Origin of the sequence: Methylibium rhizosphaerae, assembly GCF_006386545.1 — a bacterium.
In the GTDB taxonomy this organism is placed as follows: Bacteria; Pseudomonadota; Gammaproteobacteria; order Burkholderiales; family Burkholderiaceae_C; genus Pseudorivibacter; species Pseudorivibacter rhizosphaerae.
On the sequence record NZ_SWAR01000001.1, the window covers coordinates 120785 to 137348 of the forward strand.

11 protein-coding genes are annotated in these 16564 nt (G+C 68.8%); 4 read left to right on the forward strand and 7 right to left on the reverse strand.

Annotated elements, in window-relative coordinates; genetic code table 11:
* Nucleotides 1-7: 7 nt before the first annotated feature.
* The 4 genes from E8D38_RS00510 to E8D38_RS00525 are packed head-to-tail and all read right to left on the reverse strand — an operon-like array spanning nucleotide 8 to nucleotide 5147.
* Nucleotides 8-355, reverse strand: a complete 348-nt coding sequence (locus tag E8D38_RS00510) for a MipA/OmpV family protein (RefSeq protein WP_140625762.1) — start codon at nucleotides 353-355, stop codon at nucleotides 8-10.
* Nucleotides 352-3459, reverse strand: a complete 3108-nt coding sequence (locus E8D38_RS00515) for an efflux RND transporter permease subunit (RefSeq protein ID WP_140625763.1) — start codon at nucleotides 3457-3459, stop codon at nucleotides 352-354. The genes E8D38_RS00510 and E8D38_RS00515 overlap by 4 nt, the downstream gene beginning before the upstream one ends.
* Nucleotides 3456-4559, reverse strand: a complete 1104-nt coding sequence (locus E8D38_RS00520) for an efflux RND transporter periplasmic adaptor subunit (protein WP_140625764.1) — start codon at nucleotides 4557-4559, stop codon at nucleotides 3456-3458. The genes E8D38_RS00515 and E8D38_RS00520 overlap by 4 nt, the downstream gene beginning before the upstream one ends.
* Before the next feature lie 21 nt (nucleotides 4560-4580).
* A complete protein-coding gene (locus tag E8D38_RS00525) occupies nucleotides 4581-5147 on the reverse strand; it encodes a TetR/AcrR family transcriptional regulator (protein ID WP_140625765.1) in 567 nt (188 codons plus the stop codon).
* 79 nt (nucleotides 5148-5226) lie between these two features.
* Between E8D38_RS00525 and E8D38_RS00530 the strand changes: the two genes are divergently transcribed.
* Complete coding sequence (locus tag E8D38_RS00530; RefSeq protein ID WP_246099285.1) at nucleotides 5227-6618, forward strand: efflux transporter outer membrane subunit; 1392 nt, start codon at nucleotides 5227-5229, stop codon at nucleotides 6616-6618.
* Between the two features lie 76 nt (nucleotides 6619-6694).
* On the opposite strand, the gene E8D38_RS00535 is transcribed toward E8D38_RS00530, so the two are convergent.
* The 3 genes from E8D38_RS00535 to E8D38_RS00545 all read right to left on the reverse strand — a co-directional run bounded on the left by E8D38_RS00535 (nucleotide 6695) and on the right by E8D38_RS00545 (nucleotide 8858).
* Nucleotides 6695-6937, reverse strand: a complete 243-nt coding sequence (locus tag E8D38_RS00535) for a hypothetical protein (protein ID WP_140625766.1) — start codon at nucleotides 6935-6937, stop codon at nucleotides 6695-6697.
* 31 nt (nucleotides 6938-6968) lie between these two features.
* A complete protein-coding gene (locus tag E8D38_RS00540) occupies nucleotides 6969-8201 on the reverse strand; it encodes an ankyrin repeat domain-containing protein (RefSeq protein WP_181178874.1) in 1233 nt (410 codons plus the stop codon).
* 195 nt (nucleotides 8202-8396) lie between these two features.
* Nucleotides 8397-8858, reverse strand: a complete 462-nt coding sequence (locus tag E8D38_RS00545; protein WP_140625768.1) for a hypothetical protein — start codon at nucleotides 8856-8858, stop codon at nucleotides 8397-8399.
* A gap of 1287 nt (nucleotides 8859-10145) precedes the next feature.
* Between E8D38_RS00545 and E8D38_RS00555 the strand changes: the two genes are divergently transcribed.
* From E8D38_RS00555 to E8D38_RS00565, 3 genes are read left to right on the forward strand one after another with little or no spacing between them, the layout of a single operon-like run.
* Nucleotides 10146-11765, forward strand: coding sequence for an ABC transporter substrate-binding protein (locus tag E8D38_RS00555; RefSeq protein WP_140625770.1), 1620 nt, complete (start codon nucleotides 10146-10148; stop codon nucleotides 11763-11765).
* The gene (locus E8D38_RS00560) at nucleotides 11762-13345 is read left to right on the forward strand and encodes an ABC transporter substrate-binding protein (RefSeq protein ID WP_219851598.1); all 1584 of its coding nucleotides are present in this window, start codon (nucleotides 11762-11764) and stop codon (nucleotides 13343-13345) included. The genes E8D38_RS00555 and E8D38_RS00560 overlap by 4 nt, the downstream gene beginning before the upstream one ends.
* Entirely contained in the window at nucleotides 13342-16500 is a 3159-nt protein-coding gene (locus tag E8D38_RS00565; RefSeq protein WP_140625771.1) for a response regulator, read from the forward strand. Before E8D38_RS00560 ends, E8D38_RS00565 begins: the two co-directional genes overlap by 4 nt.
* Nucleotides 16501-16564: the final 64 nt, after the last annotated feature.

Genomic DNA, 16564 nt, shown 5'->3' on the forward strand with positions numbered 1-16564 from the left:
GCCGTCCTCAGAACCGATACGCGGCTGCAAGCAGCGCGGAGCTGCGGCCCTTCTGGCTCACCAACGGGCTGTCGGCAATTGCTTCGTCCACGACCGTGTGGCGCACGTAGAGGTGCGCGTACCAGCGCTCCGTGATGCGGGTTTCGATCAACGCGCCGGCGAACAGGTTGACGGCCGAGCCAGGCCGGTAGCTGCGCCCCAGGCGCGCCGCTTCAGTCTGGGTGGGCGCGAAGTAGTAGCGTGTGTAGTCACTGGTCTGGTACTCGACGCCCACCTCGGGATAGACGGGCATGAGACGTTTCATTGGAAGGGAGGAGGAGTCCATGAGAAGAGTGAAAGAGCAGCCCGCGCTCATGCGGCGGACACGGCCACGTGTGCCCCGCGCTTGTTGGCAAGCCACCGCGCCAGCGCACCGCTGAACAGCAGCTCGTAAAGCACCGGCACCAGGCCCAGCGTGACCAAGGTGCCCAGCAGCAGGCCGCCGATGATCGTGACGGCCATGCCCGACCAGAGCGGCCCGCCGAACAGCAGCAGCGGCACCAGGCCGGCCACGCAGGTGAGCTTGGTCATCACGATGGGTCGCAGGCGTTGCACGGCAGAAGCGACCACCGCCTCCCGCGTGCTCTTGCCGGAGTGCAGCTCGGCCTCGATGCGCTCGAGCAGCAGCACGGCGTTGTTGACGATGATCCCCGCCAGCGACAGCAGCCCGAAGTTCGCCATGAAGCCCAGCGGCTCGCCGGCCAGCTTGAGCGCCGGTGCCACGCCGATGAGTGCGAAAGGGATGATCCCGAGGATCAGTGCCAGCTTGCGGAACGAGCCGAACTGCCAGACGAAGAGCACGAGCATCGCGATGCAGGCATGCGGCAGGTACTGCCCGAGCGCCTCGTTGGCTTCGGCCGCCTCCTCGATCTCGGCGCCGAGCTCGATTCGATAGCCGGGCGGCAAGTCGAGCTTCGCGACGGCAGGTGCCAGCCTGTCGACCACCTGCTGTGCCGTCTCGTTCTCGCTGCGGCCGCTGACCGTGAGCGTGCGTACCAGGTCGCGACGGCGGATCACCGACGGCTCGGAGCCGAGCGACACCGTGGCCACGGCCGACAGCGGCACCGGCGTTGCGCCGTTGGCCGGGTGGATGAGCGAGTTGCCCAGGTCTTCGGGGTGCTGGCGTTCGGACTCGGTGCCTCGCACGATCAGCGGTACGAGGGTGTCGCCGTCGTGCAGCGCCGAGACAGCAAGGCCGGTGTAGCGCGCGCCCAGCGAGGCGGCGATGTCCTCGCTGGTCACGCCAAGCCGACGCGCCTTGCGCTGGTCGACCTGCACGTCGATGCGCGGCACACGGTTGGCCCAGTCGTCGCGCACGTCCGCCACACCGCGCACCTCGTTGAGCGAGGACTTGATCTGCTCGCCGAGCTTCTTGAGCACGGCCTCATCAGGCCCGCTGATGCGGTAGGCCACTGCACCGGAGTCGCTGGAACCGAGCGAGAAGCGCTTGGCCTCCGCGCGCAGCTCGGGGTGTGCAGAAGCGAGCCATGCGCGGGTGCGCGCGATCACCGGGTCCAGGTCGTTCTTGCCTTTCACGCCGACAGTGAAGTAGCCGATGTGCGAAGCCGGCAGCGGCGGATTGAGCCCCAGGATGATGCGCGGCCCGCCGTCGGCCACGTAGCCGATGCTGGTCGTGACCTCGGGGTTGACCTGCGGGTCGCTGAGCCAGCGGCTGATCTTGCGCACCTTGTCCAAGGTCATGCGCGAGTCGCTGCCGGGCTGCAGTTCGATCGAGATCTGGTATTGCGGCCGGTCGGACTGGGGCAGGAAGCCGGCAGGCACCGAGGCAAGCATCACCATCGCGCCGGCGAACAACGCGGCCATCGCGCCCAGGAATGGCAGCTTGTGGTCGAGCACCGTGCGGATCGCACGGCGGTAGCCGCGGTAGAAGCCGCTTTCCTTGGGCGGTTCATCGTCCTGGTGTGCGGCATGAGAGGGCTTCAGGAAGTGGAAGCACAACAGCGGCGTCACCGTCAGGCAGAACAGCCACGACCCCAGCAGCGACAGCGCCAGCACGACGACCAGCGGCCGCAGGTATTCGTTGATCGAGGTGTGCCCGAAGAAGAACGGCGAGAACGCGAAGATGATGACCAGCGACGAGGTCAGCAACGGGATGGCGAGCGTCTTGCCTGCATTGATGCAGGCCTCGCGCCGGGCCTCGCCCGCGGCCAGCCGCCGCTCGACGTCTTCGGCGATCACGATGCCGTTGTCCACCAGCAGGCCCAGCGCGATGATGATCGCCGCCATCGACACGTTGTGCAGCTCGATGCCGAGCGCCTGCATCGCGATCAGCGTGCCCAGGATGGTGAGCGGCACGATGCTGCCGACGATGAGGCCGGCGCGCCAGCCGAGGAAGAGCACCACCACCGCCATCACGATGACGATGGTCTCGCCCATCACCCGGTTCATCTTGCCCATCTCCTGCTGCACGACGTCGGCCTGGAAGGTCACGTAGTCGAGCGTGAAGCCGGCGGGCAACAGCTCCTGCAGCTCGGCCATGCGGTCCTTCAGCGCGTGCCCGAACTCCTGCACGTTGCGCCCGGCGCGCATCGACACGCCCAGCACCACCGCAGGTTCGGCCTTGTAGACCGCAGCGGCCTCTGGCGGGTCGGCCGGCAGCACCCGGATGCGGGCGATGTCGCCCAGGCGCACCGCGTGATCGTTGCGGCCATCGGCGCCAGGCAGGCTGAGCACAAAATCGCGCAGGGCGTCGAGGGAGGTGATCTCGCCCGACGCCACCAGCGCACTGCTGAGGCCGCTCATCACCGCCTGGCCGCCGGAGAGCACCACATTCTGTTGCTGCAGCTGCTGCAGCACGGCGGGGGCGCCGAGCCCGAGGCCGGCCAGGCGCGCCCGGTCGAACTCGATGTAGACGCGCTCTTCCTGCAGCCCATGGAAGCTCACACCCTGCACCCCCGGCAGTTCGTAGAGCCGGTCGCGCAAGCGCTTGAGCGGCTCGCGCATCTCGCTCATCGAGAAACCGGGCGCGGTGACGGCGATCGACGCGACCGCGACGCGGCCGAAGTCGTCGTTGATCGACACGGGCAGCGTGCCGCCGGGGAACTGCGGCGACACCTCGGCCACCTTGGTGCGCACTTTCTGCCAGATGGCCGGCAGGTCGGCATAGTTCTCGTGGATCGAGACCTGCAAGATCACGTTGCCGGTGCGCACCGTGCTCACCACATGCTTGAGCTCGGGCAGCTCCCGCAAGCGCTCTTCGAGAGGGCGCGCGACGAGCTGCTCCATGCGCTCGACCGGCAGGCCGGGGTTGGCGACGAAGATCATCGCGTCGCGAATCGTCGTCGAAGGCTCCTCCTGCGACGGAAACTTCAGGAAGCTGAAGAGTCCGGCCACCAGCACCAGGGCGGCAACGAAGAAGGTCAGGCGGCTCGAGCCGAGCGCGGATTCGGTGAGCCTCACGAACGGCCCCCGTTCAGCAGCGTCTGCGCTTCGTGCTTCACGGCACGCTGGCCTTCCGTGAGGAAAGCGGTTCCGGCCACGACCACCTGATCGCCACTCGCCAGCCCCTCGGTGATCTGCACGCGGCCGTCGGGGAGCAACGCGTCGCCCAGCACGACGGTACGGCGAGAGAGCTGCTGCTTGTTCGTGTCGAGCACGAACACGCTGGCGCTGCGCCGGCCATCGCCTGCGTAAACCACGGCGGAGGCGGGTACCGAGAGGGCAATCGCGCCGCGGCGGGGCAGCGCGACCGACACCACACCACCGCTGCGCAAGCCTTCCGCAGGCCCCTCCACGCGGAAGATGGCCTGCACCAGCGAGCCGCTTTCACTGCGCGCCGACATGCGTTCCAGCTTCAGCGGCATGGGACGCTGCCCCTGGCTGGCGCTGGCGGCGTCGCCGGGCGACAGCCGGGCCGCCACCGAGTCGGGCAGCATGGCCACCACCTCCAGCGCGCGGCCCGCTTCGATCTGCAGCACGGGTTGCCCGGCGCCGATGTCGCCGTGCGGCTGGGCCGAACGCGCGACGATCTCGCCGTCGAACGGCGCCGTGATGCGAGCCAGGGACAGGTCGCGGCGGGCGAGCGCCAGTGCCGCGTCGGCAGCCTGCAGCTGGCTCATGGCCTGGCGGTGTTGCACCTGCACCGACTCGAGCGCGGTGGCCGAGACGATGCGCTCCTTCGCGAGCGCTTCGTGCTGCTGCAACTGTGTGGCGCGCTCCGCGAGCGCGGCCACGGCGGCAGCATGATCGGCCTGCGCCTTCTCCAGCCGCCATTTCGCCGGCGCTTCTTCGAGACGGGCCAGAAGTTGTCCGGCCCGCACCCGGTCACCCACCTCGACGGCAATGGCGGCGATGCGCCCGGGCGTTTCGAAGCTGAGATCGGCGCGCTGGCGGGCGCGCAGCGTACCGACGAAGGATTCGTGGGTGGCGACCGAGCCGGTCCCGACGACCTCGACCTTGACCGGGCGAGGGGCCTGGTCAGCAACAGTGGGCGGCTGTTCGCAACCGCCGAGGAGGGACAGCAGCACGACGGCGGCAGCAAGAGCTTGGATGCGTGGCATGGGAGTTCTTTCGGCGAAGGTTCAGGCCAGTTTGGCAATCAGTTCATGCAACGCATTGCGCATCGCCTCGCGCTGCCCTTTGGTGAACTGATGGAAGTCCAGCAGTTCGAGCAACGAGATGCCGTCCAGCGCGGCCGCAATGGCGAGCGCCAGGCCGGCTTCTGCGCCGCCTTCCGCAAGTTCGCCGTACGTCTCCTTGAACAGCTTGCGCACCGGCCCCAGGAGATGTGGGTGGGCAGAGGCCGCGGCCAGCAGGTTCGTCAGCAACTGCTTCTCGCTGCGTGACATGTCGAATGTCTCCTCGACGAGAGCCAACAACAGCGCGCTCTTTGCGGTGCCCCGCTTGGCTGCCTTGGCACGCTGGCGCTGGTCGAGCTGCTCGATCATCCGCTCGACCAATGCGCCCAGCAGTTCGTCCTTCGTCTTGAAGTGATAGATCAGCCCACCCTTGGTCACGCCAGCGGCCGCAGCCACGGCATCCAGCGTGAGCTCCTGAACGCCAAGCCGCGTGATCAGGTCAGCCGCGGCGTCGAGCAGCTTCTCGCGTGAACTGCCGCGCGGCGAGGGGGGGTTGGGGGTTGCAGGCATGTGACTCTCCGTGGCGTTGATACTGTACTGTACGCATAGTACAGTTCGAGGACACGATTGGTCAATCCCGGGATCACACATGCCTCATCTCGAACCCATGGTCTTCGCGCGTACCGCCGCAACGGCGGCCGCCTTGTGCGCGGTGCTTGGTTGCGCGACGCCGCCCTTGCCTTCCGTTCCGTCAGTTGTCGCTCCTCATCATTGGAGCGTCGCGGCGCCGGTCGCCGGGGCGACCGCGTCGAGGCGAACCGCCACGTGGTGGCAGGACTTCGGCAGTACCGAACTTGACACGCTGGTCGACGCTGCGCTCGAGCACAACCCTGATCTGCGCGTTGTCGCGGCCCGTGTGGCGCAAGCCCGCGCGCTGACCGACGGTGCGCACGCCGAACGCCTGCCACGACTCGATCTGGTGGCAAGTTCGCAGCGCGGTCGCGACTCGAGCCCGGACCCCAAGGCCACCAGCGCCTCCGTAGGCTTGCGTGCCGGCTGGGAACTCGATTTGTTTTCCGGCAAGGCACTCGCTGCGTCAGCGGCCGAGCGCGATGCGCAGAGTGCCGAGCTGATGCAACAGGCCGCACGGGTCGCGTTGACCGCAGAGGTGGCGACAGCCTACTTCGACATCCAGGCGCTGCTACGGCGAGAAGCGGTGGCGCTCGAGGCCGTTGCGACTCTGGAGCGGCAGATCGCGGTGGCACTCCGCCGTTTCGAAGCTGGCCATGTTGGTTCGCTCGACATCGACCGGCTTCAAAGCGAACTGAGGCAGGAAAGGAGCAGCGCGCAACAGCTGCAGGGTGCCTTGCAGGTGCGGCAGAGGCAACTCGCCGTGCTGCTGGGAATGACACAGATGCCGCCCTCCACCTCCTGGACACGCTGGGACAGTGATGACATTGCCATGCCCGCCACCCTCTTGCCCGCCGATCTGCTGGAGCGCCGGCCCGACGTGCAACGCCATGTCCGGGCGCTGGACGCTGCGGCGGCTCGCGTAGGCGTGGCTAGAAGTGATCTCTATCCCCGCATCCAGCTGGACTGGGCCGGCCGCAAGGAGCGGCTGAGCGTCAATGGAGGTAGTGCCGGCACCACGATCGTGGTCGGCTACGGCGTGTCACTGTCGCTGCCGATCTTTGACGGGGGGCGCATCCGCGCCAACATCGCCATTCACGAGGCGCGTGCGCAGGAGGCCATGGCGGAATACGAGAAGGCGATGCTTGGAGCGCTGGCCGACGTGGAGATTGCCTTCGCACAACTGAGGGCAGCGCAAATCAGTGTGAGCGAACTCGAGCAGGCAGAAAAGGCAGGTGCGGACGCAGCTCGCAAGAGTGAGCGCTTGTTCGAAGCAGGCCTCAATGACCTGAACACCGTACTCGACGTGCGGCGAAACCTGCTGCGTACGCGAGATGCGTTGCTGCAGGCGCGCAGCGCGCGCTGGACTGCGGCAGTCGCCGTACACAGGGCGTTCGCTGGGGCGGTGTGATTGCTCATCGCAAGACGGATCGCAACCACCACCACGCCCACGCTCGCCGGCATGGCCTGGGGCGATGCCCCACCGTTCAGGCCGGCGCGCCGGCGCCGGGCTCGTCCGGACGCCGGGCGCGTGCGATCACGTGCATGGCGCCGTTGTCGTCCTCGAACATCTCACCCCCGCGGCTCAGCCGGAGCCGGTCGGCCGCCTGGCGCAGGCGCTGTGCAAGGTGGTCGACCAGGGGCTGCCCGCCATCCGCACCGCGCGGGCGTTGCAGCTTGAGCTGGGCCAGTGAGTCGAACCAGTAGGCCGGCCATGGCAGCAGCACCATATTTGTTGTTCTCCCTTGAATCGCTGTCAGCCTATTGAGGCGGTGACAGCAGGCGGATGACTTCGTCGTGGCCTCTCATTGCGGCGAGGCCCAACGCTGTGTCGCCAGCCTGCGTGGTGGCGTGCCGGTCGGCGCCTGCGTCGAGCAGCCACCGCACAGCCGCTGCATTGCCGGCGCGCGCGGCCATCATCAGCGGCGTGTGGCCGGTGGATGACCTGGCGTTGACGTGGCCGCCCCAGGCCAGGAGCTTGCGGCCCAGCTCGACTGCCCGTACAGGGTCACGCTCGGTGGCCAGCAGGACCATCAACGGCGTGGCAGCGACGAGCGTGTCGCCCACGTCGGGGTCCGCGCCGTGCGCGAGCAAGGGCTCGACCAGGGCATGGCGTCCGACAGCGATGGCCGTCAGCAGCGGTGCATCGTCGTCTACGGACTTTGCCGCGACGTCAGCGCCCAGCGCGACCAAGCACAAGGCTACAGCGTCATCCACCGGTGCACCAAGCGCCAAGTTCAACGCGGTCACGTGCACAGTGGTGCCCTGCACCTCGATGGGAAGCACCAGGTTCGGGTCGAGCCCTGCGCGAATGGCCGCCGTCAGGCCGTCGACATTTCCCGTGGCTACCAACGCAGCCATCAACTCGGCACGGGCAGGCTCTTGCATGCCGGCGAACGCGGCAGGGGTCAGCCACGCTTGAAGCGCGCGGTTGTCCGCCTTCAGCGCGGCACGCTGGAGTGCGGGATGAAGAAGGCTCGCCTGGTGGCCAACGGTGTTGTCCATGCCGTGGTGGGTGGCCCCCCCTGCCTCCCGCAGATAAGCAGCGACGTCCTGCTGCCCCAGGCTCACGGCGAGGTCGAGCGGATGCTGCCCCTCGACGCGCAGGCCCGGCTTTGCCCCACCTCGGACCAGCGTCTTCACAACGGGCAGGCCGGCGCCGGTGGCGATGGCGTACAGCAGCGGGCTCGGAGCAGAACACCCGTCTGGCCCTTGCCCGCCAGGCAGCACGTGATTGGCGTCGATACCCCATTCCAGTAGCACCGCGACCGCGTCCGCCTTGCCTTCCGCAATGGCGATACGCATCAGCGCCGCACGGCCGCCGACGTTGATGTCCCGACGTGTCTTGGTCGACAGCGCCTGCCTCAGTTGCGCGGCCTGGCCGGATTTGATGAAGGCGGTGAGCTCCCGGTAGTCGGGCGGCTGCGCCTGAAGGAAGCTCGTCTGCCAGGCAAGGGCCAGAGCCAGCAAGGTCGAGCGACTGCGCCGCATCATCGCCCCTTGCCTGAGGCGAAGAACTTGACGATGGCCGAATCTCCGTTGGCCTTGGGGCCGTCCTTGTGAGGAAACTCCAGCACCAGCAGGCGGGCGTTCTGCGGCCCCGTCAGCAGGGGCTGTATCGCTGCGAGCAGCGTCGTTCAGGTTGGTCATTTGTTGTTCTCCCTGGTTGTATTGGTTCAGTGAAGCCGCTCAGACTCTCATGGCTCGGCTCCTGAAGCTTGCAGCACGGGTTCGATGCATCATCGACGGGCCCCTCCGGACTGCCCCTTGGCATCGGCCGCATTGGCGGCGGCGCCCCTTCTTGATGAGGTCCTCGGCCATGAGGACGGGGAGCGCGTCGGCATAGGGACCGAAGCGGTCACGCTTCATCAGGTCCTTCAACGTCGACGCCATCCACTTCTCGACGCTGCCGGTGAACTTGCCGGTCGCGAGGCCCACACCGGCGCCGAGCAGGTTGCTGCCGGCCTTCAGGCCGAGGGCGGTCTCGCGCAATGGGCGGAACTGCGGGTACTTCTTGGCGTCTTCGCGACGCCGAGCTTCGTCGTCAGCCCTTGTCGAGCCCGGGCGTACGGCTTCCATCTGGCCGGAGCCAGACGGCACGTCGGCGTATTCGACGCGGCCGTCTTCTCGGACGACTCTGTAGAGACCCATGGCCGCTCAGCTTGCCTTCCGACGTGCGCCGGAGAAATGACAAGCGCCCATGACGCCCCGTCGTAGCAACGGGGCCGGTGAATCTTTGCTGACCATGGAACTCCCTGTGTCCCTGCGCTCTTTGGCGCAATTTGGAGCGCGAGTTTATCGGTCGCGTGACAGAACCCGCATGGGGCCTCCCTCTCCGGAGGGAGCCGGAGTTGTTTCGCTTTGTTTGACCTGCCGGTGGCGCAAGAAGCTCGTCGTGGCTTGGTCAAAACATGCGCTTCGCCTCTTGTACTCTCCGCACAAAGGACCACTCGAGCCCGACGCAGCCCTCAAAGGGCTTCACCGAGTTCAACCACATCCATGGCGAAAGAAGAGAAGAAGGACTCCATCACCCACGACGGACTGAGGTATCGCACCAAGACCGCCGGCTCTCCGTTTGGGAGCGTCGGCCCTCACGTCAGCGCCACGAAATCCTGCTACTTCTGCGGCAAGCATCGGCCCGTTTCATCGTTGCTATTTCGGCGTTTGCTCGGCAAGAGCCAGGCCGTTTGCGCCCCGTCCTGCAAGGAGCTTGAGGCACTACTGGACGGAAGCGGCAGCACCGAGTCGGCCGACGCATAGGCGGCCACGACGCGCCGGCGCCCGGCACTGCTGCGGCTTGCCGGCCAGCAGGGCTTCGCACGCGAACGTGGTGGATCCGTAGTTGACGACCGCATCTGCTGAGCGCAGCACTTCGCCCATGGGCACCGGGCGTTCCATCACATGCACGGCGAGGCCGAGATGCCCGCTCAGTTCGTCAAGCGGGGAGGTCGAACCTCCGGCCCGCGCCGAAGATGCCCGGCGAAGAAGCGCGCCACGACGTCTCGGCCCTTGAGATCGGCGGACTCGTACGCGCTGACAAACTTCGCCACGATCGCATCCTCGGAGGGTGAGTCGCAGGCGGGAGGTGTGGCTCGCCGCTCCCGTGCAAGCGGGTCACCCCGCTTGCAATTGCGCGTCGCAGTAGCAAAATTCCGCGCAGGGATTAGTCCTGCCCGACAACAACGACCTTGGAACGGCAGTTGACCGCTTGCTGCGCTGGAGACACCGCATGACGTCAACGGCTTGCGCCGACGAGTGGCATCACCATGGTGGCAGCGCTACGCACCCGACTGAGCCGCGCCGCGGCACGCTGGCGGCGTTGCTCCTCCTCGCGGGCATGAGCACAGCGTCGTCGCGCCTTGCCAGCGCACCGCATCGCGGCCGACTCGGACGCGTCCAACTGCCGTTTCCAGGGTGATCCGGGATGGAGGTGGTGCCATGGACCTGCGTCGATGGGTGGTTATTGGCCTGCTGGTCTGGGCGGGCAGCGGCGCCGGACCGGTGCTCGCGCAGGGCAGCGAGGCACCCCCGCGGCTGAAGGGCTCGGACTCGGTCATCGTGCGGCCCGGCGAAATCCTGCCGCCTCGGGTGGCGGCTCCCTGTGCCCCCGGCGCCTGTCCCTTCGCCGGCCAGCGGGTCACGGTGCTGGTGGTCGACGACGTGGCCATCGGCTCACCCTTCCTGGAGCTAAAGGCCGAGTTCGAGGCAGCGACCGGCGGCACGCTGGACGTCGTGCGGCGGCCCTTCGGCGAGCTGTTCAGCACCCTGATGGCCGACCTGACCTCCGGCACCGGCAAGTTCGACGCTTGCGTCGCCGGCGCCTGGTGGCTGGGCGAGCTGGTGGAGAGCAACTACCTGCTGCCCTACGACGCGTTCCACAAGAACCCGCGTTTCCCTGCGTGGGACATCGGGCAGGTGCTGCCGGGCCCGCGCAGCCTGCTGCAGTACGGCGGCCACAAGTACATGGTCGCCAACGACCACGACGGCCAGGTGATGTACTACCGCCGCGACCTGCTCATCGACCCGAAGCACCGTGCCGCCTTCCAGAAGAAATACGACTACCCGCTGCGGGTGCCAGCCACCTGGGACGAGTTCCGCGACGTCGCGGCCTACTTCAACGGCCAGGACCTGAACGGTGACGGGGAACCCGACCACGGCGTGGTGCTGCCGCTGCGGGCCGACGCGCAGGCCATGTTCAACTACATGTCGCTGTCGGCCCCCTTCGTGATCGGGCCGTCCAACCCGCGGCTGTACTGGTTCGATCCGGCCACGATGAAGCCGCTGATCGACAGCCCCGGCCACGTGCGCGCGCTGACTGTGCTGACCGGACTGGTCAAGCACGGTCCGAAGGAGATGCTGCAGTGGGACCTCGGACGCAGCTGGGACCATTTCCTCGCCGGGCGCGCCGCGCTGGCAGTGACCTGGGGCGACCTCGGCGCGCTCGCGCAGCAGCCCGGCAGCCGCGTGCGCGGCAAGGTCGGCGTGGCTCAGCTGCCCGGCGTGCGCGAGTACTACGACATCGGGCAGCACCGCTGGGTGAAGACGAGCGCGCCGCACCGCGTCGGCAACACGACCGGCGGCTCCTGGGCGGGCGTGATTTCACGCTTCTCGAAGGCGCCGGAAGCCACCTACTACCTGCTCGCGCTGATGGCCTCGCAGCCCAAGTCCGAGGTCTACGCGACACGCGGCTGGGACGGCATCGACCCCGGGCGGCGCTATCACTTCCTGCCGCCCAACGGCACGGCCAAGCTCGAAAACTACGTGCGCGCCGGCTGGGATGCCGACGACGTGCGCGCCTTCCTGCAGGCCTACCACGACACCTACACCAACCCGCTGCAGCTGCCCTACCTGCGCATCCCGGGCGCCTACAGCTACTGGCTGGCGCTGGATCTGCGCCTGGCCGAGGCCACCTCGGGGCAGCTGAGCGCGGAAGCGGCGCTGAAGGCGGCCGCTGTCGACTTCGAGGACATCACGATCCGGCTGGGCCGCGAGCGCCAGCGGCGTTCCTATCGCGCGTCGCTTGGGTTCGAGTCGGCGGCAGATGGGAAAGGACCATGATGGCCCCGTCGGGCAGCCTGGCGGCAGCGCTGGCGGCGCTCGCGTTCGCCGCATCGGCTCAGCACAGTCAACCCGCCCAGGATGAGGAGTACAAGTCCTCCATCGTCACGGCGGGCGATATCGCGCCGCCGCGGGTCGTGCCGCCCTGCCCGCCCGGCAAATGCCGCTTTGCGGGGCAGACCGTGACGGTGCTGATGGCCAAGGAGGACCAGGCCGGCGCGCTGCGTGAGATCAAGGCCGAGTTCGAGGCAGCCACCGGTGCGAAGCTGAACCTCGACGAGGTGCCGCTCCAAGCGTTGTTCGCGAGCTTCATGTCGGACCTGACCAACCGGCTCGGCAAGTACGACGCGGCCTACGCCGGCGCATGGTGGCTGGGCGAACTCGTCGCCGGCGACTATCTGGTGTCGTACGACCGGTACTACAACGACCCGCGCTTCCCGAAGTGGGACATCAACCGCGTGCTGCCGGCGCCGCGCCGGCTGCTCAGCTACGCCGGCCGCAAGTACATGGTGGCCAATGACCACGACGGCCAGGTGATGTACTACCGCCGCGACCTGCTCGAGGACCCGCAGCACCGTGCCGCCTTCGCGGCGAGGTACGGCTACCCGCTCGGCGTGCCGGCGACCTGGAAGCAGTTCCGCGACGTCGCCGAGCACTTCAACGGCAAGGACCTGAACGGTGACGGCGCGCCCGACCACGGCCTGACGATGCACCTGAAGGTCGGCGGGCAGGGTATGTTCCACTTCATGTCGTTCTCGGCCCCCTTCGTCATCGGCCCCCACAACCCGAACCTGTACTGGTTCGACCCGCGCACGATGAAGCCGCTGATCGAAAGCCCGGGCCACGTGCGCGCGCTCGAGGCGCTGGTCGACCTCGTGCAGTTCGGCCCCAAGGACATGCTGAGATGGGACCTCCACCAGAGTTGGGACCTGTTCCTGTCCGGACGCGCAGCGCTCGCCTTCACCTGGGGCGACCTGGGCGGGCTCGCGCAGGACCGGGGCAGCAAGGTGCGCGGCCGCACCGGCGCCGCGCCGATGCCCGGTACCACCGCCTACTACAGCGTGCCGGAGCAGCGCTGGGTGAACACCGCAGCGCCCAATAGCGTCGGCAACACCACCGGCGGATCCTGGGCGGCGGTGATCTCGAAGTACTCGAAGGCGCCGGAGGCCACCTACTACCTGTTCGCGCTGATGGCCACGCGCGAGAAATCGGAGGTCTACGCAGTGCGCGGCTGGGACGGCATCGATCCCGGGCGGACCTTTCACTTCCTGCCGCCGGAGGGCACCGCCAACATCGACGTCTACCTCAAGGCCGGCTGGAACGAGACCGACGTGCGCGACTACCTGCGCGCCTACTTCCACAACTTCAACAACCCGCTGCAGTTCCCCTACCTGCGCATTCCCGGGGCCTACAGCTACTGGCAGGCGCTGGACGTGCACCTGGCCGAAGCCGTGGCCGGCCAGCTCAGCCCGCAGGCGGCGCTGCAGGCGGCCGCCGTCGACTTCGAGGAGATCACCATCCGCCTCGGACGCGACAACCAGCGCCGGGCCTACCAGGGCTCGCTGGGCCTGCCGCGATGACGCAGCGCGCCGCCGCCGCGTGGCGCGAGCGTCTGGCGGCGCTCGGCATCGGCGGCCGCTTGACGATCGCCTTCGGCGCGCTGGCCGGCGTGACACTGCTGGTGGTGGCGCTGAACTGGATCGGCGGGCAGCGCGTGTCCGACGACATCGGGCAGGCGGAGAACCTGCGCCGGCCCGCGCAGCAGGCCGCGGCGCAGGCGCAGGCGAGCCTGCTGCGCATGCAGCTGCACCTGCGCGGCTATCTGGTGCTGGGCGACCCGCAGGACGTGCAGCAGTACGACGCGGCGCGGCGCGCCTTCGAGGCCGAGCTGGCGTCGCTGCAGGCGCTGTCGCGCAGTTGGCCCGAAGCCACGGCGGCGCGCTCGGTGGACGAGCTGACCGAGGAGTACCGGCGCTGGGCGCGCCTGCCGCCGGAGCTGTTCGCGCTGCATGAGGACCCGATGAAGAACCGCCCGGCGCTGCGCCTGTCGCGCCTGGACGTGCAGGCGCACCGCGTGCAGGTGATGGACGCGCTCGGCCGCATCCTCGAGCGCCAACGCCCTGAGGCCACAGCCGCGCAGCGCGAGCTGCGCGCCGACCTGCTGCGCTTCCAGACCTCGTTCGATGCGATGGTCACCAACCTGATCGCCTTCGGCTCGTCGGGCGACCTGAATTTCAAGCTCGCCTACGGCCCGCAGCTGTCGACCAACGCGGCCGCGTGGACCGCGGTGACGGCACGGCGCGCACTGCTGGACGCCGAGCAGCGCGCGCTGCTCGACGAGATCGCCCGGCGACGCTCGGAGCTCGCCGGGCTGGCGCTGCAGATCATCGCCATCGTCAACGGCGAGCACGCCTACGAGGACCTCTACCTGTACCGCACGCAGGTGGCACCACAGGCCGCCGCGCTGGTCGATCGCCTGGCCCGGCTGAACGAGGCGCAGCAGCGGCAGCTCGGCAGCGCGTTGACCGGCGCCGTGGAGGGTATCAGGCGCGCGCAGCTTGCCGCCGGCGCCGGCGGGCTGCTGGCGCTGGGCGTGGCCGTCACGCTCGCCTACCGCTTCCGCCGCAGCATCGTCGGCCCGGTGCGCCAGCTCACCGGCGTCGCCGAGCGGGTGGCCGGCGGCGATCTGTCCGCGCGTGCCGCGCCCGAATCGCGCGACGAGGTCGGCGTGCTGGGCACCAGCATCAACACGATGACGCAGCGCCTGGCGGACTCGATCGCGCACCTCGAGTCGGCTTACGCCGAGGCGCAGCGCGCACGCGATGCTGCCGAGGTTGCCAACCGCGCGAAGGGCGAGTTCCTCGCCAACATGAGCCACGAGATCCGCACGCCGATGAACGCGATACTGGGCATGTCGCACCTCGCGCTGCAGAGCGGGCTGAACGCGAAGCAGCGCAACTACGTCGAGAAGGTGCACCGGGCTGCCGAATCGCTGCTGGGCATCATCAACGACATCCTCGACTTCTCGAAGATCGAGGCCGGCCACCTCGACATGGAGCGCGTGCCTTTCGAGCTCGGCACCGTGCTGGACGACCTGGCCACGCAGGTGGGCATGAAGGCGGAGGAGAAGGGCCTGGAGCTCGTGTTCTCGCTGCCGCCCGACCTGCCAGCCGCGCTCGAGGGCGACCCGATGCGCCTGGGCCAGGTGCTGCTGAACCTGGGCAACAACGCGGTCAAGTTCACCGAGCGCGGCGAGATCGTCGTCACGGTGGAGCAGGCGGCGCGCCACGAGGACGGCGTGCTGCTGCGCTTCGAGGTGCGCGACAGCGGCATCGGCATCAGCCCCGAGCAGCAGCAGCGGCTCTTCCAGCCCTTCACGCAGGCCGACACCTCGACCAGCCGGCGGTTCGGCGGCACGGGGCTCGGCCTGGCGATCTCCAGCCACCTGGTGCGCATGATGGGCGGCGAGATCGGCCTGGAGAGCGTGCCGGGCCGCGGCAGCCGCTTCCACTTCACGGCGCGCTTCGGGCTGGCGCCGCAGCCGGCCACCGCGGGACCGCCCGTGGCGCAGCTGCAGGGCCTGCGCGTGCTGATCGCCGACGACAACGAGGTCGCGCGCGAGCTGCTGCTCGAGATGACGCGCGCCTTCGGACTCGCGCCCGCCGCGGTGGCCGACGGCGCTGCGGCGCTGCAGGCCGTCGAGCAGGCCGACGCCTCGGATCGGCCGATCCAACTGCTGCTGCTGGACTGGAAGATGCCGGTGGCCGACGGCATCGAGTGCCTGGCCGCGCTGGCACGCACGCGGCTGCGCCACCCGCCGCCGGCCGTGCTGATGTTGACCGCCTTCTGCCGCGACGAGGTGGGGCGCCGCCTCGCCGGGCAGCAACTGGACGCCGCCGCGACGCTGATGAAGCCGGTAACGCCCTCCACGCTGCTCGATGCCTGTCTCGCCGCGCTGCGCCTGCCCGGGCATGCGCAGCGCGGCGAGCGGCGCGACGAGGCGCTGCAGCAGCACCGCGCCAGCCTGGCAGGCGCGCGCATCCTGCTCGTCGAGGACAACCCGATCAACCAGGAACTCGCGCACGACCTGCTGGGCCGCGCCGGCGTCGTGCTGATCACGGCCGACAACGGCGAGCAGGCGCTGGAGCGGCTCGCGCACGACGACTTCGACGCCGTGCTGATGGACTGCCAGATGCCGGTGATGGACGGCTACGCCGCCACGCGCGCGCTGCGCCAGCAGCCGCGCTGGCGCGAGCTGCCGGTGATCGCGATGACTGCCAACGCGATGGTCGGCGATCGCGAGAAGGTGCTCGCCGCCGGCATGAACGACCACGTTGCCAAGCCGATAAAGGTCGACGAGCTGTTCACGACGCTGGCGCGCTGGATCCGCCGGCCGGCCGGCACACGCGCCGCCCGCGCGGCGCTCGGTAACGACCCGCTCTACGACCGGCTCGCGCGCATGTTCGTCGAGCGCGAGACGCGCTTCCTCGAGCGCTTCGCGGCCGCACGCGCCGCCGCCGACGGCGCCGCGATGACGCGCCTCGCGCACGATCTGAAGAGCGTTGCCGCGACGCTGGGCGCGCAAGCGCTGTCCCACGCGGCTGCCGCGCTCGAGCAGGCCTGCGTGGAACACGCTTCGGCGCACACGGTCGACGGGCTGCTGGCGGTCGTCGCCGCGGAACTCGAGCCGGCCTTCAACGGCGTGCGCACACCAGCCGCGCAGGAGGCCGGCTGAACACCCGTCCACCTCGCTGCCGGCTTGGCAGCTCCTTGTCCCAGGTCGCCGTTGGGCTCCCGTC

Coding starts and splice junctions, on each gene's coding strand:
- E8D38_RS00555 (WP_140625770.1), top strand. CDS start 10,146: ATGGACCTGCGTCGATGGGTGGTTATTGGCCTGCTGGTCTGGGCGGGC.
- E8D38_RS00545 (WP_140625768.1), bottom strand. CDS start 8,858: ATGGGTCTCTACAGAGTCGTCCGAGAAGACGGCCGCGTCGAATACGCC.
- E8D38_RS00525 (WP_140625765.1), bottom strand. CDS start 5,147: ATGCCTGCAACCCCCAACCCCCCCTCGCCGCGCGGCAGTTCACGCGAG.
- E8D38_RS00565 (WP_140625771.1), top strand. CDS start 13,342: ATGACGCAGCGCGCCGCCGCCGCGTGGCGCGAGCGTCTGGCGGCGCTC.
- E8D38_RS00510 (WP_140625762.1), bottom strand. CDS start 355: ATGAGCGCGGGCTGCTCTTTCACTCTTCTCATGGACTCCTCCTCCCTT.
- E8D38_RS00520 (WP_140625764.1), bottom strand. CDS start 4,559: ATGCCACGCATCCAAGCTCTTGCTGCCGCCGTCGTGCTGCTGTCCCTC.
- E8D38_RS00540 (WP_181178874.1), bottom strand. CDS start 8,201: ATGATGCGGCGCAGTCGCTCGACCTTGCTGGCTCTGGCCCTTGCCTGG.
- E8D38_RS00560 (WP_219851598.1), top strand. CDS start 11,762: ATGATGGCCCCGTCGGGCAGCCTGGCGGCAGCGCTGGCGGCGCTCGCG.
- E8D38_RS00535 (WP_140625766.1), bottom strand. CDS start 6,937: ATGGTGCTGCTGCCATGGCCGGCCTACTGGTTCGACTCACTGGCCCAG.
- E8D38_RS00530 (WP_246099285.1), top strand. CDS start 5,227: ATGCCTCATCTCGAACCCATGGTCTTCGCGCGTACCGCCGCAACGGCG.